Source organism: Kitasatospora sp. NPDC048407, assembly GCF_043200475.1.
Lineage (GTDB): Bacteria > Actinomycetota > Actinomycetes > Streptomycetales > Streptomycetaceae > Kitasatospora.
Genome location: NZ_JBICXW010000022.1, coordinates 47,230 through 62,885, shown reverse-complemented (window position 1 = coordinate 62,885; position 15,656 = coordinate 47,230). Strand labels below are relative to the sequence as shown.

Below are 15,656 nucleotides of genomic sequence, written 5' to 3'. Positions count from 1 at the left end.
CGCATAATTCGTTGACGCGGCGTCAACACTCCCTGTACGAACCGTGACCGGTCGTGCAGGGAGCTTCACGCGCGCCACCGGTCCGCAGTCCCGACCGGAGGCAAGTCCGTGCGCACCTTCGCCCTCACCGCCGCCGTCCTGCTCACCACCCTCACCGCCGCCACCCCCACGCACGCCGACACCACGCACCGCGGCACCCGCTGGGTGCACAACTGCGCCCGCCCCGCCCACACCGACACCGCCGCCTGCCAGGCCCTGCGGGTCGTCAGCGCCGCCACCGAGCGGGAGGGCTACGGCCCCGCCGACCTGCTCGCCGCGTACGGGCTGCCCGCCGACGGCGGCGAAGGCACCACCGTGGCGATCATCGACGCCTACGACAACCCCAACGCCGAGGCCGACCTCGGCGTCTACCGCGCCCACTACGGGCTGCCCGCCTGCACCACCGACAGCGGCTGCTTCCGCAAGACCGACCAGCGCGGCGGCACCCGGATCCCGCGCGCGGACGGCGCGTGGGCCGGCGAGACGGCGCTCGACCTCGCCATGGTCTCCGCGATCGCCCCGCGCGCCCACCTGCTCCTCGTGGAGGCCGACAGCGCCGGCATCGCCGACCTCGGCGCCGCCGTCAACACCGCCGTCGCGATGGGCGCCAAGGTCGTCTCGATCAGCTGGGGCGCACCCGAGAACGGCAACGCCGCCTCCTACGACACCCGGTACTTCGACCACCCCGGCGTGGCCATCGCCGTCGCCGCCGGGGACGGCGGCTACGGCGTGATCTTCCCGGCCTCCTCGCCGCACGTCACGGCCGTCGGGGGCACCTCGCTCCGCAACGACAGTTCGCCGCGCGGCTGGGCGGAGGACGTCTGGTCCACGAGCTCAACCGAAGGGACCGGCAGCGGGTGCTCGACCAAGCTCACCAAGCCCAAGTGGCAGGCGGACACCGGCTGCACCCGGCGCACGGTCGCCGACGTCGCGGCCGTCGCCGACCCCGAGACCGGCGTCGCCGTCTACCAGACCTACGGCGGCAGCGGCTGGTACACCTACGGCGGGACCTCCGCGGCGGCGCCGATCATCGCCGCGACGTACGCGCTGGCGGGCGCGCCGGCGGTCGGGAGCCGGCCGGCGAGCTTCCCGTACGCGCACCCGGACGCGCTCAACGACGTGGTCAGCGGTTCGACAGCCTCGTGCCGGCCGGCGTACCTGTGCACGGCGGGGCCGGGGTATGACGGGCCGACGGGGCTGGGGACGCCGAACGGGGTGGGGGCGTTCCAGGGCTAGCAATCAGGGGCGCGTGGGGGTACCTCCCGGCCCGCCAGGGCTGGGGGAGAACTGCGCGAAGCGCAAGGCATGTCCGTTAGGTCGCGAGCACGTGCAAGTCACTGTCCTGCGTCGCGATCTCGCGGTCGGATCCTTCCGCTTCGCGCAGTTCCCCGCGCCCCCGGTTTCGCTCCCGCACAGTCGGCGTCGCGGGAGCCGTCCGCCACCGGACAGGAATCTTCTCGCGAGCCGGATGAAACATCCTGGCCATGCCGGGCCGTCATAGGGCGGATCCGGTGGAGGGAGAGGAAACGTGGCCACAGCTCGACGGCGGGCGGCCCTGGAGGAGGAGTTCGTCGCGTTCGCGGCGGCCCGGTCCGGGCAGCTCTACCGCTCGGCGTACTTCCTCACCGGCGGGGACGCGCATCTGTCCGAGGATCTGGTGCAGGAGACGCTCGGTCAGATGTACACCCAGTGGCACCGGCTGTACCGGCCGAGCTGGGCGGGGCGGATCGACAATCCGGCCGGGTACGCGCAGACCGTGCTGGTGCGGGCGTATCTGACGCACCAGCGGCGGCGCAGCAGCAGTGAGCGGCCGAGTCAGGTGCTGCCGGAGCTGGTGGAGCACGGGCCGGACTCGGCGTTGCGGCTGGCGCTGGTCGATGCGCTCGGTCAACTGCCGCCGCGGGACCGGGCGGTGGTGGTGCTGCGGTACTGGGAGGACCGCAGTGTGGAGGAGACCGCGGCGATGGTGAAGGACAGTTCGGCTGCCGTGCGCACCCGGTGTTCGAGGGCGCTGGTCAAGTTGCGGGGGCTGTTGGGCGCGGATCTGGCGGAGCTGGTGGCGCGGTGAGCGGGGATTTCGGTCGAGGAAGTGGTGAAGTGACGGACGGGAACGGGGAGTTCGAGGTGCGTTTGGGGGCGGCGTTCGGGCAGGCGGGCGGGGGGCCCGGTCCGGAGGTGACGGCGAGACTGGTGGACGGTGGGCTGGCGGTGGGGCGGCGGCTCAAGCGGGCCCGGCGGCGGCGGGCGGTGCTGCTGGGGGGTGCGCTGGCAGCGGCCGTGGTGGTCGGGGCGGGGGCGCTGACGGTGCCGCACGGTGTGCCGGGGGTGCGGTCGAACGCCATCGAGCTGGCCAATTCGGCGACGCCGCCGCCTGCGGCGCCGCCGGAGCAGGGCGTGACGATCCTGCTGGTGGGCCTGGGGTCCGGCCTCGGCGCGCTGGGCGGACCGGTGGACACCGGCCCGGACAGCCCCGACACGTTGATCCTGGTGCACGTCCCGAAGGACGGTGGCGAGGTCCGGCAACTGTCCGTACCACGGGACCTGTTGGTGCCGGACGGACACGACGGGAACGCCGTCATCAGCGACCTGTACCCGAAGGCGGAACTCGCCGAGATGAACCGGCTGCGCGGGCAGGGCCTGGCCGCGGACGAGCTGCGGCGCCGTGGCCGGGAGGCCGGGCGGGCCGCGTTGATCACGGCCGTGGAGCAGGTCGCGGAGATGCCGGTGGACCACTTCGCCGAGATCTCGATGGACGGCTTCGACCGGGTGGTGCATGCCCTCGGCGGAGTGCCGGTCTGTCTGAACGAGGCGGTGAAGGACTCCTGGAGCGGGATCCGGTTGCCGGCCGGGAAGCAGGAGTTGGGCCCGGCACAGGCGTTGTCGTTCGTCCGGCAGCGGCACGGCATCGGCGACGGCTCGGACGTGCAGCGGACCACCCGGGCCCAGGCGTTCCTGGCCGGGGTACTGACGAAGCTGCGCACCGGCGGGGTACTGACGGATCCGGCGAAGCTGTCGGCGCTGTACGACGCGTTCTCCGACCAGTTGGTGACCGACAAGGGGTGGAGCCCGGTGGACTTCGTCCGCCAGGTGCCGGCGCTGGCGGCCGGGCGGGGCACCGCCACGACGCTGCCGATCGCGTTCGAGGGGAATCACGTGCGCACGGTGGACGGGGCGGCCAAGCAGATCCTGCTGGGCAGCGGGCCGGTGCCGTCGGTCTCGCCGAGCATCTCCGGGGAGACCGGGGAGGTGTATTCGGGGAACTCCGGGCAGGTGCCGGTGAAGCTGGACGGGGTGCCCTGCGTTGACTGACGGCCGGTCAGTCGATGGCCGTCCACCGCCATGGCCGGGGCCCGTGTTCGCCGCGCAGGCAGGCCAGTCGGTAGTGGGCCTGGGCGCGGTGACGGGCGGGGTCGGTGGCGGCCTGCTGCAAGGCGTAGAGGGCGACGCGCAGTTCGCGGATGGCGCGGAGGACCGGGTAGCCGGGCCACTCGGTGACGTCCGCGCCGTACGCGGTGCAGAAGGCCGCGTAGCCGGGGGTGGAGAGGCTGCCGAAGGAGTCGTGGGCGACGGCGGTGGAGGTGAGGTCCCAGGCGGGTGGGCCGAGGGCGGTGCGTTCGAAGTCCAGTAGGTGGGCGGCGGTGGCGGTGACCGCGAGGTTGCCGCTCCAGGCGTCGCCGTGGACGACGGTCAACCGATGGGCGGGGTGGTCGAGTTCGGCCCAGGCGGTGCGCAGGTCGGCGAGCCGGGCGTGCAGCCAGGCGCGCTGCGGGGTGTCGAGGGTGGTGGCGCCGTCGATCCGGGCGGGGAGTCGGACGAACGGGTCGATGGCCTCCAACCCGGCTTCGGGGGGCGGCAGTTGGTGGAGCCGGCGGAGCGCGGCCGCGAGTTCGGGGGCGGTGGAGTGGCGGTGCGGGGGCAGTTCGTGCCAGAAGGTGACGGGGCGGCCGCGGACCACGAGCGGTTCGGGCGGGTCGGCGAGCGGGCGGACGGCCGGGACGCGGTGGGCGTGCAGCCAGCGCGCCACCGTCAACTCGCGCGCGGCGACGGCGGTTTGGCCGGGCCGGCCGATCCGGACGACGACCCCGCCGGGCAGTCGCCACAGGGTGTTCTCGCCGGCCCGGATGAGTTCCGCGCCGGCGCTCGGGCGACCGGCGGCGGCGCAGGCCTCGGCCAGCAGGGCGGCGGGGTTTCGGCAGTCCACGTCCAGGGCTCGTTCCACTCGACGTCCGGGGCCGCGACCGGCATGACGCGGCGCTCCGGAGCACCGGAAGGGCGCACGGGGTCAGTGTTCACCCTGCTTATGCGGTAAGGGAATTCGGGGCCGCGGCGCTCCCAGGACCGAGCGCCCCTCGCCGATGGTCCAGACCACCCTTGCCTTTGGTCCAGACCTATTGACGGGCTCTTCCAGCACTTTTACGATCCGGTCGGCACAGCCCCACATGTCCCCCACCTCACCCAGAGCCGGGCGTCACGCCCCCACGCGCACGGTCCCCACCAGGCGCTCGGCGGGAAGGGAGCACCACATGTTCCGTCGGAGCTCACGCATGTCACGCCCGCAACGGGCGGGCGTGGAACGCGCAGCGCAGGTGATCCGGCCGGACGCCGGACCGAGCATGCTGAAGCGCTCGCTCGCCGGAATCTGCGCGACCGCCGTGGTCGGCACCGGCCTCGCCGTCGCCGGCACCGTCACGGCCGCCGCCGACACCACCAACCTGGTGGTCAACTCCGGCTTCGAGAACGGCCTTTCCGGCTGGACCTGCTCTGGCGCCGGCACCGTCGGCAGCCCCGTCCACTCCGGCAGCTCCGCGCTCCAGGCCACCCCCGGCGGCCAGGACACCGCGCAGTGCAGTCAGACCATCAGCGTGCAGCCCAACTCGCAGTACACGCTGAGCGCGTACGTGCAGGGCAGCTACGTCTACCTCGGCGCCACCGGCACCGGGCTGACCGGCTCCCCGTCCACCTGGACGGCCAACAACGCCTCGTACGGGCAGCTCAGCGTCTCCTTCAGCACCAGCGCGAACACCACGTCGGTGACCGTCTTCGTGCACGGCTGGTACGGGCAGCCCGCGTACTACGCGGACGACGTCACGCTCTCCGGTCCCGGCGGCAGCAGCCCCTCGCCGAGCGGAAGCCCGTCGTCAAGCCCTTCCTCCAGCCCTTCGTCCAGCCCGTCGAGCAGCCCCTCGTCGAGCCCGTCGAGCAGCCCGTCCGGCAGTGCGTCCAGCAGCCCGTCGTCGAGCCCGAGTTCGGGTGACGCGACCTGTCCGACCAAGCCGCGGCCGGCCGGCAAGGTGCTGCAGGGGTACTGGGAGAACTGGGACGGCGCGTCCAACGGCGTGCACCCCGGGATGGGGTGGACGCCGATCACGGACAGCCGGATGGCCGCGCACGGGTACAACGTCATCAACGCCGCGTTCCCGGTGATCCTCTCGGACGGCACCGTGCTGTGGCAGGACGGCATGGACACCGGCGTCAAGGTCTCCACGCCCGCCGAGATGTGCCAGGCCAAGGCGGCCGGCGCGACCATCCTGATGTCGATCGGCGGCGCCGCCGCGGGCATCGACCTGAGCTCCAGCGCCGTCGCGGACCGGTTCGTGGCGACCGTCGTGCCGATCCTGAAGAAGTACAACTTCGACGGCATCGACATCGACATCGAGACCGGCCTGTCCGGCAGCGGCAGCATCGGCACGCTGTCCCCCTCGCAGTCCAACCTGATTCGCATCATCGACGGCGTGCTGGCCCAGATGCCGGCCGGTTTCGGCCTGACGATGGCCCCCGAGACCGCGTACGTCACCGGCGGCAGCGTCACCTACGGCTCGATCTGGGGCGCCTACCTGCCGGTCATCAAGAAGTATGTGGACAACGGCCGGCTGTGGTGGCTGAACATGCAGTACTACAACGGCTCGATGTACGGCTGCTCCGGCGACTCCTACTCGGCCGGGACCGTCCAGGGCTTCACCGCGCAGACCACCTGCCTGAACAACGGCATCACCATCCAGGGCACCACCATCAAGGTCCCGTACGACAAGCAGGTCCCGGGCCTGCCGGCCCAGCCGGGCGCGGGCGGCGGGTACATGGCGCCGAGCCTGGTCAGCCAGTCCTGGGGCGCCTTCAACGGCCAGCTGAAGGGTCTGATGGACTGGTCGATCAACTGGGACGGCTCGAAGGGCTGGAGCTTCGGCGACAACGTCAAGGCGCTCCAGGGCCGCTGACGTTCCACTCGCAAGCTTGTCCACAGACCTGTGGACAACGACTTGACGCGACCCCGGGAGCGCCGGCCGCTCCCGGGGCGCTGTCGCCCTTCGGCCCGAAATGGCCCGATGCCTGGCCTGGTCGGTTTATGTCATGACCTAAATCGACCAGGCCGGAATCGACCGGGCCCCTAGTGAGGGGGTCGAAGATAAGAGTATGTATCTGGTCCACGCGCGACTACGCTCGCCGGTCGGTCGAGGCGCTCCTCCCGACCTGGCGGAATTGATTCGTTCTCACGCGGAAGTCCCGGACGCGCTGGAGCACGTGAGCGTCCATCTGACCGGATCCGACGAGGTCACCGTGGGTGTGTTCAGCCTGGCATCCACCCTGCTGGAGGCGGAGGACCGGGCGGCCGGGCTGGTGCGGCGGGCGGTGCGGAAGGAGTCCGCGCTGGTCGGCTTCGCCGTCCTCTCGGTGGGCACCGCACTGGCTCCCGGGCCCTGGTGGGACTTCGACTAGCCTCCGCGTGGACGGCTTAGGACAGTGCATGTTCCGTCCAGGCGCGACCCGTTCCCACCGGGGCGGGGGCGGAGCACAGTAGCGGTGTCGGCAGAGCGCGGACGCCGGCAGAAAACCCGGGAAAACAATCCCGAAGAAATCCCACCACTTACGAGGAGAATTCCAGTGCCGGTCGCCCGCGTCTCCAAGTTCCTCGCTTTCTCGCTCGCCGCAATTGCCGCCCTGGCCTTTTCCGCGACAACGGTGGAACACTCCGGAAATCTCGCCGACGGCACCGGCGCCGGTCAGGTCGCGCAGACCGCGACGGCCACCCCGGGCCCGGGCGCCTCCCCGAACGGCGACGTCACCTGGGGCGGCTGAGCCCCCGCACGACACCGACGAGCACACATCCGACCGACACTCACGGGGGTGAAGACGATGGAATACCTGGTCCTGGGCGCGCTGGAGACGCGTCAGGGCGGCGTCCTGGTGGACGTCCGGGGCATGCGGCAGCAGAGACTCCTGGCGCTGTTGCTCCTGAACGCCGGCCGGGTGGTGCCGATGGACTTCCTGGTGGACGAGCTGTGGGAGGACCCGCCGCCGTCGGCCAGACCGCAGGTGCACAACGCGATCCGCGACCTGAGACGGGTGCTGGCCGCCGGCGAGCACCGGCTGGTGACGGTCGACGTCGGGTACCGGCTGGCCGTGCCCGAGGACGCGGTGGACGCGCACCGCTTCACCCGCAAGGTCCGCGAGGCCCGGGCCGCCGAACGCGACGGGCAGGTCCTGGAGGCGATCCGGCTGCTGCAGTCCGCGGTGGACCTGTGGCGCGGCGACGCCTTCGCCGGCATCCACTGCCCCGCGGTGACCAGCGCCGCCGTGAAGCTGAACGAGCAGCGGCTGACCGCGCTCGAAGACCTGATGGCGCTGCGCCTGAAGGTCGGCGAAACCTCCTCGCTGGTCGGCGAGTTGACGGCGCTGCTGGCCGAGTACCCGCTGCGCGACTCGCTGCGGCGGAGCCTGATGACGGCACTGTGCCGCAGCGGCCGGCAGGCGCACGCGCTCGCCGTGTACGACGAGGGCCGCCGCTTCCTGGCGGACGAACTCGGCCTGGAGCCGAGCCCCCAACTGCGCGCGCTGCAGGCGGAGATCCTCGCGGACGCGCCCGGCGTGCACGACACCCCCGGCCAGGTCGGCGAACCGGTCACGGCGCGGCCGGCGGCCGGCAGCGACCCGGCGCCCGGCCAGCGGCCGAACTGCCTGCCGCACGACCTCTCCGACTTCACCGGCCGGACCGGCGAACTCGTCCTGCTCCAGGAGGCGGTGTCCCAGCGGACGGCCGGAGCTCCGCTGATGCTGTCCATCGACGGCATGGGCGGTGTCGGCAAGACCACCCTCGCGGTGCGCCTGGCGCACCGGGTGACCAGCGACTTCCCCGACGGCCAGTTCTTCGCCGCGCTGGACGGCTTCGACGAGTCCAAGCCGCCGGTACCGCCCGCCCAGGCGCTGGCCTCGCTGCTGCGCGCCGACGGCGTGCGGCCCGAGCGGATCCCGGCCTCGCTGGAGGAGCGCTCCGCGCTGTGGCGCTCCCGGCTGGCCGGCCGGCGCTGCCTGCTGGTGCTGGACGACGCGGCGGCGACCGCCCAGGTGCGCCCGCTGCTGCCCGGCGCCGGCGAGACCCTGGTGCTGGTGACCAGCCGGCGCAAACTGAGCGCGCTGGACGGCTCGGTGGCGCTGCCGCTGGACGTGCTGCCGCCGGGTGACGCGGTGGAGCTGATCGCCCGGATCGCCGGGGAGCGCCGAGTGGCGCGGGAGCCGGTCCGGGCGGCGGAGGCAGCGGCACTGTGCGGCTACCTGCCGCTGGCGGTGCGGATCGCCGCGACCCGCCTGCGGGACCGTCCGGCGTGGTCGGTGGCCGACCTGGTGGAGCGGCTGGCCGACCCGGAGCGGCGGGCGCGCTGCCTGCGCACCGGGGACCGCGACCTGATGGCGCTGCTGCGCGCGTCCTACCAGTACCTGGACCGGGCCCAGCAGCGGTTCAGCTGCTTGATGAGCCGTCAGCCCGCCGGGTCGTTCGACATGGACCGGGCGGCGGCGGTGACCGGGCTGAGTGCGGACGAGGTGGAGTGCTGCCTGGACGCGCTGTTCGAGAACAACCTGATCCGGCAGGAGGGGGCGGCGCTGTTCTCGTTCCACAGCCTGGTCCGGGACTGCTCGCGGCTGCTGCCCGAGCCGTCGGACGGGGCCGGTGCCCCGGCCGCCCCGGCGGACCGTCAGCTGCTGGTGACAGCCTGAGGACGGGCGGATTCACGAACGTTTCACGGGCCGTGTCCGGGCCGTTGTTGTCCGGACACGTTTCCGGAATGTGCGGGTCAGGGTGTGGTTGCCCGGTGTCAGTAAGCTCAGGAAATCATGTAGACCTACTTACTGGCGCTGATCGAACGGGGACCGATCCATGCTGGACGTTCTGGGGCTCGACGCGGAGGCCGAGTCCATCTACCGCCGGATGCTCGCCGACCCGCGGGCCGGGGTCATGGCGCTGGCCACAGCCCTGTGCCTCACCGAGGACAGAGTGCGCACCGGACTCGACCGGCTCAGCGAACTGGCCCTGATCCAGCCGTCCGCCCGCGAGGGAATCGGGTTCCGGGCGGTCGGCCCGGAGACCGCGATGGAGGTGCTGCTGGCCCGCCAGCAGGCCGAGCTGGCGGCCCAACAGTTGCGGATAGAGGCATCGCGGGCCGCGGCGGCCCAACTGATCGCGGAGTGCTCGGCGTTCCGGCCGACCGCCACCGACGCGGCGTCCGAGCAGCTGGACGGCCCGGAGACGATCCGCGAGCGGCTGGCCGAACTGGCCGGATCGGTGCGCTGCGAGGTGGCGACCTTCGCCCCCGGCGGCGCCCACACCGAAGAGGACCTGCGGGCCAGCCGGCAGCCGAACGCGGCGCTGCTGGAACGCGGGGTGCAGATGCGCACCGTCTACCTGGACAGCGTCCGCAACCACCGGCCCACCCTGGACCACGTCACCTGGCTGAACCTGCAGGGCGGCCAGGTCCGGACGGTGCCCGAACTCCCCATCCGCATGATCATCTTCGACCGCCAGCAGGCGGTCCTGCCGATCGACACCGACAACGCCCGGGCCGGCGCGGTGGTACTGCGCGGCGCCGGCACGGTGGCCGCGCTGTGCGCGCTGTTCGAGGGCGTGTGGGCCAGTGCGATCCCGGTCGGCGACGCGCCCAAGTGCGACGAGAACGAGATGCCGCCGCACGAGCTGGCGGTGCTGAAGATGCTCGCCCAGGGCCACACCGACGAGGCGATAGCCAAGCGGATGGGCGTCTCCCCGCGCACCGCCCGCCGGTTCGCCGCCAACCTGATGGACCGTCTGGACGCCCGCAGCCGCTTCGAGGCCGGGGTGCGGGCCGTCCAGGACGGCTGGCTCCCCGCCACGCGCTAGGCCTGTCCGGCCGAGACTGCCGGACAGGCCTGGTGGGCGTCGCGCTGGCGGTTCGTCACGCCGTCGCGGCTTGGCGGTTCGTCACGCCGCCGTGGCTTGGCGCTTCTTCTCCCGGCGGTCCGCGAGGAGGAGCGCCAGTGCGGGCAGCAGCGTCACCCCGTACACCCCGAGCAGCCAGCCGAAGGAGTGCGCGAACGCGGCCGGCACCATGCCGTGGTGGCTGCGGGCGGAGTCGGTGAGCACCACGGTGACCACCGCGATGGCCAGCGCGCCGCCGATCCGCTGGGTCAGGTTGAGCTGCGCGGAGGCGTCCGGGATGGACTCCTGACGGATCGACTGGAACGCCCGCGTCATGGTCGGCACGATGGTCAGGCCGGTGCCCAGGCCGCGGACCACCAGGCTGCCGCAGATCAGCCAGTACGGGGTGGTGCCGGTCAGGCCGGTCATCGGGACGGTGGCGATCATCGTCAAGCAGATGCCGATCAGCACCGTCGCGCCGCCGCCGATCTTCCGCAGCAGCACCCGGGACAGCCAGGCGGCGGTCACCACGCCCAGGCCGCCGACGGACATCAGCAGGCCGGTGGTCACCGCGGACTCGCCGCGGGCGTCCTCGAAGTACAGCGGGATCAGCATCATCGGCGAGTACAGGACGAAGCCCAGGCAGAAGATGTTCACCACCGCGGTCGCGTACACCGGGATGCGGAACAGCCGCAGGTCGAGCAGCGGGAACTTCGCCTTCAGCTCACGCACCACGAACACCGCCGCACCGACCACCGCCAGGCCCAGCGGCACCAGCAGCGAGGCGCTCACCTCGGCGCCGCGCTCGGCGTACGCGTGGATGGCCAGCACCAGGGAGACGGTCGCGGTCGCCGAGGAGACCAGGCCCAGCAGGTCCAGCGGCTTGGCGCTGCCGGCCGGCGGGGCGTCCTTGCGGACCCAGCGCAGGGTGGCGGCCAGCAGGATCGCGCAGAACGGGATGTTCACCACGTACACCGCGGACCAGCCGCCGCAGGCGACCAGCAGACCGCCGATGGTCGGGCCGAGCAGCGGACTGATCAGCATCACCGAACCGTTCAGGCCCTGGATCTTGGCCAGGTGCTCGCGCGGCACACCGCGGGTCAGCAGGATCGTCGACGCCGGGGTCAGGATGCCCGCCGCCGCACCGGACAGGCCGCGGGCCGCGATCAGCTGGTCCAGCGACTGGGCGGCGGCGCAGCCCAGCGAACCCAGCGCGAACAGCGCCGTCGCCGCGGCGAACACCCGCTTTGTGCCGAACCGGGTGGCCAGCCAGCCGGTGGCGGGCATCGTCGCCGCCAGCGCCAGCAGGTAGGCCGTCACCACCCACTGCACCTGGTTGATGCCGCCGAACCGGGCGGTGGTCTCCTGCATGGAGACGTTGACGATGGTGGTGTCCAGCAGCGCGATGAACCCGCCGGCGATGGCGGCGGCCATGGTGATCAGCGCGGCCTTGGACGGGGCGTCCTGGGGCGGGCCGTCCTGGGGCGGGCCGTCCTGGGGCGGGGCCGCGTCGGCCTTCGGGGCCTCGGTCTGCGCGGTGGTGGCCGGCGTCTCGGGCTCGGCCGCGGCGAGTGCGACGGTCTCCTCGACCACCGGCTTGGACTCGGCGGGCTTCGGGGTGGCGGCAGTGGTCGGCTTCGCGGCGGCGGCGGGCTTCGCGGCGGCGGCGGGCTTCGCGGCGGGCTTGCGCGCCGGACCCGGCTTGCGGCGGGCCTTGCCCTTGACCGCGTTCACCGTGGTGCGGGCGGGCTGCTTGGTGGGCATCTTCGCAGGTCCTTCATCAGCGGGAGGGAGGAGGGGTGCCGGGTCAGTCGGTGGCGAGCAGGGCCCGTTCGACCTCGTCGAGGACGGCCTCGGCGGCCGGACGGGCGTCGGGCCGGTTGCGGCAGGACAGCGTGAGTTCGGTGCGGCCGTCGAGCTGGCAGGTGCTCAGGAACATCTCGGCGTACGGGACGAGCATCGGCAGCGTGTAGTACTCGGTGGGACGGAACTGCGCGGTGCGGTACAGCTCGGTGTCGATCCGGCCGTGGTCGGTGAGGATCGCGGTGCACGGGAAGCGGGTGCCGTCCAGTTCCTGGGCCTCCCGCAGCGAGTTCGCGAACGGGTTGCTGCGCAGGAAGTCCCGTTCCAGGGCGGCGACTTCGCGCTTGCGAAGCATGGCTGCGAGCAGCTGGCTGTGCAGCCGGTTCCAGCGGTCCTCGCGGTGCAGATCGAGCACCAGCTGGGAAGTCAGGTTGGCGGTGGAGCGTACCTCGCGGTCGTGCCGGCGCAGGTCCACCGGGATGATCAGGCGGCCGGAGTCGGCGGCCAGCAGGCGGGACACCGCGGCGCCGATCCGGGCGGTGGCGGCGGACGGCGTGGCCGCGACCGAGCGGCGCAGCCAGAGCGCCGTCCCGTCGGCCGGCCCCTGCCCGAGGATCGCCGGGTACCCCTCCACCCGGGCCGGGACGGGGGCGGCCGGGACGGGGGCGGCGGCGGTGCGGAAGTGGGTGTCGTCGACGGTGGAGTCCGCGCCGAGCAGGCTCTCGCCGCGCAGCGCGCGGAACAGGTCCTCGATCCAGTAGCGCAGGCCGCGGCCGTCGGTGACGATGTGGCTGGCCCGCACCACCAGGCGGGTGGTCACCGGCCCGTTGGCGAGGCCCAGTTCACAGACCGGCCCCGCCACCACGTCCAGGTCACGGTGGAAGAACGGGTGCTCGAACCCGGCGTCGGCGGGCAGTTCGGTGATCGGCGGGAGGGTGTCGTCGGCCCGCCAGTTGGGTCCCTTGCGACGAACCGCGAGACCGGGGTTGACGGCGGTGGACTGCCGTACCGCGTCGGCGAGTTGCTCCGGGTCGATGCGGCCCTCGCCCTCGATCACCATCTGGATCAGCTGCGGGGTGCCGGTGGCGTTGGCGTTCAGGTAGCCGCGCTCGATCTGGGAGATCCGCCGGGTGTAGGCCCGGGCCTGGGCGGCGGTGGCGGTGGCCGTGGCGGTCATGCGGCAGGCTCCAGAGTGAGGGCTTCGGTGCGGACGGCGGGGAGTGCGAACTTCGGCGCCGGACGGTCGACGGAACGGCGCTGCGGTGCGGCCGGGCGGCCTCGCCGCGAGCGGCTGCGGGCGTCGGGGACGGTGCCGAAGCCGCGTTGCGCGCGGGCGGGTTCGAGCTGCGCGGCGTGGGCTGCGGCGAACTCCGGTGCCGTGGCGAAGAGTTCGAGCTTCGACGCTGGCCCGTCTCGCCGCGAGCGGCTGCGGGCGCCGGGGACGGTGCCGAAGTCGCGCTGCGCGCGGGCGGGTTCGAGCCGCGCGGCGCGGGCTGCGGCGAACTCCGGCGCCGAGGTGAAGAGTTCGAGCTTCGACGCTGGTCCGCCTCGCCGCGAACGGCTGCGGGCAGCGGCGACGGTGCCGAAGCCGCGCTGCGCGCAGGCGGGTTCGAACTGCGCCGCGCGGGCTGCGGCGAACTCCGGCGCCGAGGTGAAGAGTTCGAGCTTCGACGCTGGTCCGCCTCGCCGCGAACGGCTGCGGGCGCCGGCGACGGTGCCGAAGTCGCGCTGCGCGCCACCGAGTTCGGGCCGCCGGGTGCGGGTCGCGGCGACGGTGCCGAAGTCGCGCTGCGCGCGGGCGGGTTCGAACTGCGGGGCGTGGGCTGCGGCGAACTCCGGTGCCGAGGTGAAGAGTTCGAGCTTCGACGCTGGTCCGCCTCGCCGCGAACGGCTGCGGGCGCCGGCGACGGTGCCGAAGCCGCGCTGCGCGCAGGCGGGTTCGAACTGCGCCGCGCGGGCTGCGGCGAACTCCGGCGCCGAGGTGAAGAGTTCGAGCTTCGACACCGGTCCGCCTCGCCGCGAGCGGCTGCGGGCGCCGGCGACGGTGCCGAAGTCGCGCTGCGCGCCACCGAGTCCGGGCCGCCAGGCGCGGGTCGCGGCAACGGCGCCGAAGCCGCGCTGCGCGCCACCGAGTCCGGGCCGCCGGGCGCGGGTCGCGGCAACGGCGCCGAAGCCGCGCTGCGCGCCACCGAGTTCGGGCCGCCGGGTGCGGGTCGCGGCAACGGTGCCGAAGTCGTGCTGCGCGCCAGCGAGTCCGGGCCGCCGGGTGCGGGTCGCGGCAACGGTGCCGAAGCCGCGCTGCGCGCCGCCGAGTTCGGCCCGCCGGGTGCGGGTCGCGGCAACGGTGCCGAAGTCGCGTTGCGCGCCGTCGAGTTCGGGCCGCCGGGTGCGGGTCGCGGTGGCGGTCATGCGACGAGCTCCAGGGCCGGGGCGACGACGCCCTCGGCGGGTTCGGGCAGGCAGTCCCACTGGGCGCAGGTGCGTGCCACGACCTGGCGCCGCGCGCTGCCGGGGTCGGCCGGCGTCGGGGCCGGACCGGAGTCCGGCTGCGGGTCGACGGGTTCGGCCGAGCAGTCCCATCGCGGGCAGGTGCGGGCCACGACGGCTTCCGCTTCCCCGGGCTCCGCGGGCCGGGGGTGGGTCGTGGTGGCCGTGGCGGTCATGCGGCGGCCTCCGGGGTGAGTGCTTCGGTGCGGGTGGCGGGGGCGGTCGGGTTCGGTTGCCACCACCAGCGGACGGCGGCGGGGGCGTCGGTGGCGAGGGCGAGGTGCAGGCCGTGGCCGAGGTCGGCGGAGCGGATCAGGTGGCCGGTGTTGGTGGGCCGCCAGCCCGGTCGCCAGTCCGGGAGCCGGACGCCCGCGAAGGTCTCCTTGCGCAGGTGGGAGGCCTTGATCAGGGCCTCGCACTCGGCGAAGTCCCGCATGGTGGCGGGTTCGCCGTCGGGGCGGCCGAGCAGCGCGCCCAGCCACTGCATCGCGTACGGGCGGTCCCGGTGGTCCTGCAGGTCCACGCCGACGGTCTGGTCGGAGACCAGTGCCACCGTGGAGTAGGTGGCGCAGTGCGCGACCGAGGCGGTCAGGCCGAGGGCCGGGACGCTCCACCGCCGGTGTTCGTCGCGGGCCAGTTCGCGGGGCCGCAGCCGGACCCCGTACAGGCTGGCCACCGCCTCGGTGATCAGCCACCGGCCGGCGTCGTTCAGGCGGTTGCCCATCCGGTCGCGCGGCAGGTTGGGGTGGTGGGTGACGAGGCAGTCGATGGTCGCCTCGTCGTCCTGGCTGATCTGCGGGGCGGGCGCGCCGGCCGTGATCTCCGTCGCCGCCCGGGCCTGCGGGCGGTGTGCCGGGGTGGGTGCCGGGGTGGGTGCCGGGCCGCCGCCCGGCACCCGGCCGGAGTTCGGTGCCCCGCCGGGCTCCGAGTCCGGCGTCCTGAACCGGCCGTCCGTCGGCGCCAGGTCGGTCTCCGGGCGCTGTTCCTCGGTCAGCCAGTCCCCGGCGGCCCGGGTGGCCGGCACGGGGCCGGTGCCGGGGCCGGCCACCGGCCCCGCCGCGGCGAGTACCGGGCCCAGTCGGCCGGCCCAGCCGAGCGTCACCAGGTCCGTCTCCGGACGCTGTTCCTCGGTCAGCCAGTCCCCGGCGGCCCGCAGGGCCGTGCGCAC

Annotated in this window: 14 protein-coding genes; 8 read left to right on the top strand and 6 right to left on the bottom strand. The window is 73.4% G+C overall.

Annotated features, from left to right (window positions below; translation table 11 throughout):
• The first annotated feature begins 108 nt into the window (after positions 1-108).
• The 3 genes from ACGFWJ_RS30240 to ACGFWJ_RS30230 all read left to right on the top strand — a co-directional run bounded on the left by ACGFWJ_RS30240 (position 109) and on the right by ACGFWJ_RS30230 (position 3,348).
• Positions 109-1,275 (top strand): S8 family serine peptidase, encoded by a 1,167-nt coding sequence (locus ACGFWJ_RS30240; RefSeq protein ID WP_392955213.1) that lies wholly within the window; start codon positions 109-111, stop codon positions 1,273-1,275.
• A 292-nt stretch (positions 1,276-1,567) separates the two neighbouring features.
• Entirely contained in the window at positions 1,568-2,107 is a 540-nt protein-coding gene (locus tag ACGFWJ_RS30235; RefSeq protein WP_387640569.1) for a SigE family RNA polymerase sigma factor, read from the top strand.
• A gap of 29 nt (positions 2,108-2,136) precedes the next feature.
• Positions 2,137-3,348, top strand: coding sequence for an LCP family protein (locus ACGFWJ_RS30230; RefSeq protein ID WP_392955211.1), 1,212 nt, complete (start codon positions 2,137-2,139; stop codon positions 3,346-3,348).
• 7 nt (positions 3,349-3,355) lie between these two features.
• Here the strand turns inward: ACGFWJ_RS30230 and ACGFWJ_RS30225 are convergent, their stop codons facing one another.
• Positions 3,356-4,258: a phosphotransferase enzyme family protein gene (locus ACGFWJ_RS30225; protein ID WP_392955209.1), complete on the bottom strand. Its 903-nt coding sequence runs from the start codon at positions 4,256-4,258 to the stop codon at positions 3,356-3,358.
• 325 nt (positions 4,259-4,583) lie between these two features.
• Here ACGFWJ_RS30225 and ACGFWJ_RS30220 point away from each other — a divergent pair, with 325 nt between their 5' ends.
• The 5 genes from ACGFWJ_RS30220 to ACGFWJ_RS30200 all read left to right on the top strand — a co-directional run bounded on the left by ACGFWJ_RS30220 (position 4,584) and on the right by ACGFWJ_RS30200 (position 10,180).
• Complete coding sequence (locus ACGFWJ_RS30220) at positions 4,584-6,251, top strand: carbohydrate binding domain-containing protein (RefSeq protein ID WP_392955207.1); 1,668 nt, start codon at positions 4,584-4,586, stop codon at positions 6,249-6,251.
• Positions 6,252-6,513: 262 nt separating this feature from the next.
• Positions 6,514-6,750 (top strand): hypothetical protein, encoded by a 237-nt coding sequence (locus ACGFWJ_RS30215; RefSeq protein WP_387640563.1) that lies wholly within the window; start codon positions 6,514-6,516, stop codon positions 6,748-6,750.
• A 165-nt stretch (positions 6,751-6,915) separates the two neighbouring features.
• Positions 6,916-7,110, top strand: coding sequence for a hypothetical protein (locus ACGFWJ_RS30210; RefSeq protein ID WP_387866926.1), 195 nt, complete (start codon positions 6,916-6,918; stop codon positions 7,108-7,110).
• Between the two features lie 57 nt (positions 7,111-7,167).
• The gene (locus ACGFWJ_RS30205) at positions 7,168-9,024 is read left to right on the top strand and encodes a BTAD domain-containing putative transcriptional regulator (RefSeq protein WP_392955265.1); all 1,857 of its coding nucleotides are present in this window, start codon (positions 7,168-7,170) and stop codon (positions 9,022-9,024) included.
• Positions 9,025-9,184: 160 nt separating this feature from the next.
• Positions 9,185-10,180 carry a LuxR C-terminal-related transcriptional regulator gene (locus ACGFWJ_RS30200; RefSeq protein ID WP_392955205.1) on the top strand — a complete coding sequence of 332 codons (996 nt, stop codon included), beginning with the start codon at positions 9,185-9,187 and terminating at the stop codon, positions 10,178-10,180.
• Positions 10,181-10,261: 81 nt separating this feature from the next.
• Here ACGFWJ_RS30200 and ACGFWJ_RS30195 read toward each other — a convergent pair whose 3' ends face one another.
• Genes ACGFWJ_RS30195 through ACGFWJ_RS30175 form a run of 5 tightly spaced genes read right to left on the bottom strand, consistent with a single transcriptional unit; the run spans position 10,262 to position 15,656 of the window.
• On the bottom strand, positions 10,262-11,962 hold the full coding sequence (locus ACGFWJ_RS30195; RefSeq protein ID WP_392955203.1) for a DHA2 family efflux MFS transporter permease subunit: 1,701 nt from the start codon (positions 11,960-11,962) through the stop codon (positions 10,262-10,264).
• A gap of 43 nt (positions 11,963-12,005) precedes the next feature.
• Positions 12,006-13,178, bottom strand: a complete 1,173-nt coding sequence (locus tag ACGFWJ_RS30190) for a hypothetical protein (RefSeq protein WP_392955201.1) — start codon at positions 13,176-13,178, stop codon at positions 12,006-12,008.
• Positions 13,175-14,410: a hypothetical protein gene (locus tag ACGFWJ_RS30185; RefSeq protein WP_392955199.1), complete on the bottom strand. Its 1,236-nt coding sequence runs from the start codon at positions 14,408-14,410 to the stop codon at positions 13,175-13,177. Before ACGFWJ_RS30185 ends, ACGFWJ_RS30190 begins: the two co-directional genes overlap by 4 nt.
• The gene (locus ACGFWJ_RS30180) at positions 14,407-14,664 is read right to left on the bottom strand and encodes a hypothetical protein (RefSeq protein WP_392955197.1); all 258 of its coding nucleotides are present in this window, start codon (positions 14,662-14,664) and stop codon (positions 14,407-14,409) included. The genes ACGFWJ_RS30185 and ACGFWJ_RS30180 overlap by 4 nt, the downstream gene beginning before the upstream one ends.
• Positions 14,661-15,656, bottom strand: a complete 996-nt coding sequence (locus ACGFWJ_RS30175; RefSeq protein WP_392955195.1) for a hypothetical protein — start codon at positions 15,654-15,656, stop codon at positions 14,661-14,663. Before ACGFWJ_RS30175 ends, ACGFWJ_RS30180 begins: the two co-directional genes overlap by 4 nt.